General features: G+C 34.0%; 4 protein-coding genes and 1 pseudogene. 2 read left to right on the top strand and 3 right to left on the bottom strand.

Annotated elements, in window-relative coordinates:
- Positions 1–49: 49 nt before the first annotated feature.
- Positions 50–1,303: a saccharopine dehydrogenase C-terminal domain-containing protein gene (locus LE179_RS06365; RefSeq protein ID WP_374129538.1), complete on the top strand. Its 1,254-nt coding sequence runs from the start codon at positions 50–52 to the stop codon at positions 1,301–1,303.
- A 951-nt stretch (positions 1,304–2,254) separates the two neighbouring features.
- A pseudogene (locus LE179_RS06360) lies at positions 2,255–2,410 on the top strand (N-acetylmuramoyl-L-alanine amidase); the annotation flags it as partial.
- 230 nt (positions 2,411–2,640) lie between these two features.
- On the opposite strand, the gene LE179_RS06355 reads toward LE179_RS06360, so the two are convergent.
- The 3 genes from LE179_RS06355 to LE179_RS06345 all read right to left on the bottom strand — a co-directional run bounded on the left by LE179_RS06355 (position 2,641) and on the right by LE179_RS06345 (position 4,842).
- A complete protein-coding gene (locus LE179_RS06355) occupies positions 2,641–3,468 on the bottom strand; it encodes a hypothetical protein (RefSeq protein ID WP_374129537.1) in 828 nt (275 codons plus the stop codon).
- A gap of 44 nt (positions 3,469–3,512) precedes the next feature.
- On the bottom strand, positions 3,513–4,532 hold the full coding sequence (locus LE179_RS06350; protein ID WP_374129536.1) for an aspartate-semialdehyde dehydrogenase: 1,020 nt from the start codon (positions 4,530–4,532) through the stop codon (positions 3,513–3,515).
- 187 nt (positions 4,533–4,719) lie between these two features.
- Complete coding sequence (locus tag LE179_RS06345) at positions 4,720–4,842, bottom strand: AAA family ATPase (protein WP_374129535.1); 123 nt, start codon at positions 4,840–4,842, stop codon at positions 4,720–4,722.
- Positions 4,843–4,876: the final 34 nt, after the last annotated feature.

Genomic DNA, 4,876 nt, shown 5'->3' with positions numbered 1-4,876 from the left:
TTTGTAATGAGTTATTATTAAGAGGGACGAGGGGAGGAATTCATAAGAAATGGAAAAAAGGAATGTACTTCTTGTAGGGGCTGGCGGTGTTGCCCACGTTGCTGCTCATAAATTTGCACAGAATAATGATTTGTTTGGCAATATTTATATAGCTTCGCGTTCTTTGGACAGTTGTAAGCAAATAATAGAAAGTATAGGCCGTAAAAATAATTATAAAGATCCTACAAAAAAAATACAAATCAAACAAATAGACGCCCTAAACGTTCCTGAAATGATCAGGCTAATCAAAGATCTAAAAATTTCCATTACTGTAAACTTAGCTTCGGCTTTCTGCAATATGTCGATTTTAGAAGCTTGCATAGAAACTGGTTCGGCGTATATAGATACCGCAATTCATGAAGAGCCTAACAGGGTATGTGAAAACCCACCATGGTATGCTAACTATGAATGGAAACGTAAGGATAGATGTCAGGATAAATGTATAACAGCAATTTTGGGTTCAGGTTTTGATCCTGGAGTAGTTAATTCTTATGCTGCATACGCTAAAAAACATTTCTTTGACACAATAGACACAATAGATATAATGGATGTAAATGCTGGAAGCCACGGCAAGTATTTTGCCACCAATTTTGACCCAGAAATAAATTTTAGAGAGTTTGTTAAAGTTTGGACATGGATAGACAAGCAGTGGGTTTGCAAACCTGTCCACTCTGAAAAGCAAGTATATAACTTTCCTGTGGTAGGCAAGCAAACTATATACTTAACAGGGCATGATGAGTTACACTCACTTTCAAAGAATTTCGATGCAAAATCAATAAGATTTTGGATGGGATTTAGTGATCACTACATAAATTGTTTCAATGTTCTTAAAAATATAGGTCTTTTATCTGAAAAACCTGTAGAAACAGCTGAAGGCCTTGAAGTTGTACCTTTAAAAGTGGTTAAAGCATGTTTGCCAGATCCTAAAACGCTTGCCGCCAACTATACTGGCAATACTTGTATAGGCGATTTGATAATAGGAACTAAAGATGGCCGTAAAAAAGAATTGTTCATATATAATGTATGTAACCATAAGGCTTGCTATGAAGAAGTTGAATCGCAAGCTATAAGTTATACTGCTGGTGTTCCTGCTGTTGCAACGGCTATTTTAATAGCTAGAGGTGAATGGGACATTAAAAAAATGGTAAACGTTGAAGAGCTTGATCCTGATCCATTTATAGATCTTTTAAAGGACATAGGTCTTCCTACAGAAACCATAAAAGTAAGTTATTCAAAGAAGTCTTCTAAGCCTTCAAAAAAGTAGTACCCTATTTTAATCCAAGTTTTCTAAAGTTATTTTAAAGAAGAGAGTTCAAATGGTGGCCCGTGATTGGTTTTAAACCAACGCGGGCTTGTCTTATTTAAGTGTCAAACTTTTTTAAATAATTCAAAAGTACTTCATTAAGTATTTGATATATGCTTTCTCTTGTCTTAAGAAATTCCCTTAATATTTAAAAAATAGAAACCAACAAGCAAGATGGGCTCAAAAACATACCAACAAGAATGCATATTTTCAAAAAAATTAAAAAATTTTAAATACCAACAATTTCAAAAATGTAAAAACTAGCCAAAACTTTAATGTCCGATAATATATATTATGTTAAGTACAAGCTGTTTTGCACAAAGTTGTGCACAGTAAAGTTAATTGTTGTAATTTGTAAAATTTATACCTATAAATATAAATAATTTTAATTTAAGTTATATTTTACTTTAAAAGTTATAAAATATCGCTCACGAATCTGTGAATAACTTTCCATGCTTTCAGAGCTTTCAGAATTTTTAAAATTATTGAAATTTAAATTGTAGTGTTTTGTGATTTTGTAAGTTAAAATTTAAGATACGGACAAAGACATGCCAAGAAGCTTCGTAAGTCGCAGGATTCAGCTTCTGACTCGGCTGTTTTAAAATTGGTTTTTTAATGATATAATAACTCAAAGAGTGGTACTTTGGGTGATATTTAATAATTCCCCTTATTGGCGCGTTGACTATTTTTTGTAAAGGATTATTCATATATGTTGAAGGACAGAATCATATGTGTAAGACCCACCAGGACATCAGACAGTTGGAAACAATGATACCGAACCGATAGCTCCGGATAGTTCAATTACAAAACCAAAAGTTGTTGATGGCGCTGTGGTATTTGAGAGTAATACCCCTGAATACGTAATCGTTTTAAAGATAGCTAAGAAATTGCAGATTATGTGTTGAAGAGAAAAAAGTTATAGTTTTAATGACTAGAGAAACATATGACGTAAATATAAGAAATGTTGAAAGAGCTTTACTTGGCAATAAGGCTGGGGCTGAAGTTATGATTCGTATACATGCTGATAGTTTTCGTGATAGGATCACAAAGAAGAGAGCAGTTAATTAAAGCAGAAGAATAGGCGAAATAGCCCTTGAATGTGTGATAAAAATACTTGAGTCGAAAATAGAGGGATTGTTGAAAGAGACGACTTGAGCGGTTTTAATTGGTCCTTGAGATACCTAGTTATTCTAATAGAAGCAGGATTTATGAGTAATCTGGAAGATGATGTTTTGCTAAATTCTGACAAATACCAATGCTCCTATTCTGTTCTTTTTTTTGTGAATAGAATTAAAATTTTATAGTTTAAATTTTACACCTGTCTTAATACCGAATATGTGGTCAATATTTGTTAACTCAGCATGCTTCAAAGGACCGTGAAATGTACCAACGTCTGTGACTACAGATTTATATGAAACGTAGTCATAGAACATACCTAAAATAAGTCCTAGTGTATCATTGAGTTTAAATTCATTACCTATTTCTAGAACAAAGCATAAGCCGCCTTCTCTTTTATATTCCCATAAACTGCTGGCATTATAATAATTAGCTTTTCCAAACAGATCATCTTTGATAATAAAGCTATACCCAATATTTGTTCTAAAATATATACCATCAAACTTATCAGAGAAAGGATTTAGTTGTACTATAAAATAAACAGGAAGTAAATACAATTTTTTATAGAAGGTAAATAAGGGGTCAGATAAGATATTATTCAGAGGAAACTGGTAAATACCACCTCCTGGAGCTGGGGGTTCGAGGGGCCCGTCAGGCCCTTCATCCTCAAAAACGCAATAAAGCGCTTTTACATATTTTTTTACTATTTTTGTCCCGATTCCAATCTTAATTTTATTCGATGCATAGCTGGGGTGTATATACTCAACACTCAATAGATACGCTCCTTTATGTCCCCAATATCCATCAACCTCTTCATTGTCGGCAACCTCTTTTAAGCGAATTAAACCTTCAGAGCTATACCCAGAAGGATAATTTTTAAGATCTTTTGAGGCAGTTTTTGACACCAAATCCGTACCAAAGTTGACGTCAATTTCACCCAAATTTGCAGTTTGCGCTCCTTCACATAGCGTAAATAAAAGCAATAAAATGCAACCACTTTTGCGTGTCATAGTCATACTCACTTTTATACAAAAGCTTCCTAATCAGCTAATGTTTAAACTAACTCATTTTTTACAAGCGTTTCAGCTATTTGTACTGCATTTAAAGCAGCACCTTTCAGCAAGTTATCTGAAACTACCCAAAATGTCAAAGCATTGTTTTTTGTAGAAATATCAGCACGTATTCTTCCTACATATGTTGTTTGCATATTTTGAGCAAATAAAGGCATAGGATATTTTTTACTTTCAGGTTTGTCCATGAGTTGTATACCTTCAGCTTTTGAAAGCAAATCTTTGGCTTGTTGTGGTGAGATGGGCTTTTCAGTTTCAACCCATACGTTTTCAGAGTGAGATCTAAAAACAGGCACTCTTACGCATGTTGCGCTGATTTCTATAGAGGTATCATCCATTATTTTTTTAGTCTCATTGACCATCTTCATTTCTTCTTTTGTATAACCATTGTCTGTAAAAACATCTATTTGAGGTATCAAGTTAAAAGCAATTTGGTACTGAAACTTGTTAGCTATAGGTATAGTTTCCCCTTTAGCCCAAGATTTTACTTGTTCTGTGAGCTCATCTATACCTTTTTGACCTGCTCCTGAAACAGATTGGTACGTTGAAACTATAACTCTCTTGATTTTTGCAAAATCATGTAAGGGTTTTAGGGCTACAACCATTTGAATAGTTGAACAATTAGGGTTTGCTATAAGTTTCTTATCTTTTTTTAAATCGTGAGGATTTACTTCAGGTACTACCAAAGGTATATCTTTTTCCATTCGCCAAGCGCTGGAATTATCTATTACAAAACAACCGTCAGCCGCAAAAAAAGGAGCAAATTCTTTAGAAATATCAGATCCCGCACTAAAAAGAGCTATATTTATGCCTTTGCCGCTGTCTTTAGTAAGCAATTCAACAGTTACTTCTTTACCGTTAAATGCCAATTTTTTACCCACAGAACGCTCTGAAGCTAAAAGTTTTATGCTTTCAACAGGGAAGTTTCTGCTTTCAAGCATTTTAATCATTTCAAGGCCAACTGCGCCTGTTGCGCCTACAACTGCTACTTTGAACTTTTCCATTTATTTCTTGACCCCTATTCTTTTCTACTAACTCTGGCCTATTTTTTTCTTAGCTTCGGCTTTCTTAATCTCTTCAAAGGTCAGTCAGTTCATCATTTAAAAATCTATCAAGTGAAATTTCTAGCTGCTCTACCGTTGCATATTGAATTTCGGCAAAATACAAATGTATTACTGGATGAGTACTGTCTCACTCCCATTTGTCACATATGTATAATCCCTTTAAATATCTTTTTATTTCCTTTAAACAACTCTTTAAGTGACTTATAAGCAGGGACTTGCCAAATCTTCGAGGTCGAGAGAAAATATACACTACCACTCTTTATCAGGGCTCAGTTTTATCCACA

The organism is Candidatus Endomicrobiellum agilis, from assembly GCF_020328115.1.
In the GTDB taxonomy this organism is placed as follows: Bacteria; Elusimicrobiota; Endomicrobiia; order Endomicrobiales; family Endomicrobiaceae; genus Endomicrobiellum; species Endomicrobiellum agilis.
The sequence above is the reverse complement of the archived record's forward strand: the minus strand, read 5'-3'. Positions and strand labels throughout refer to the sequence as shown.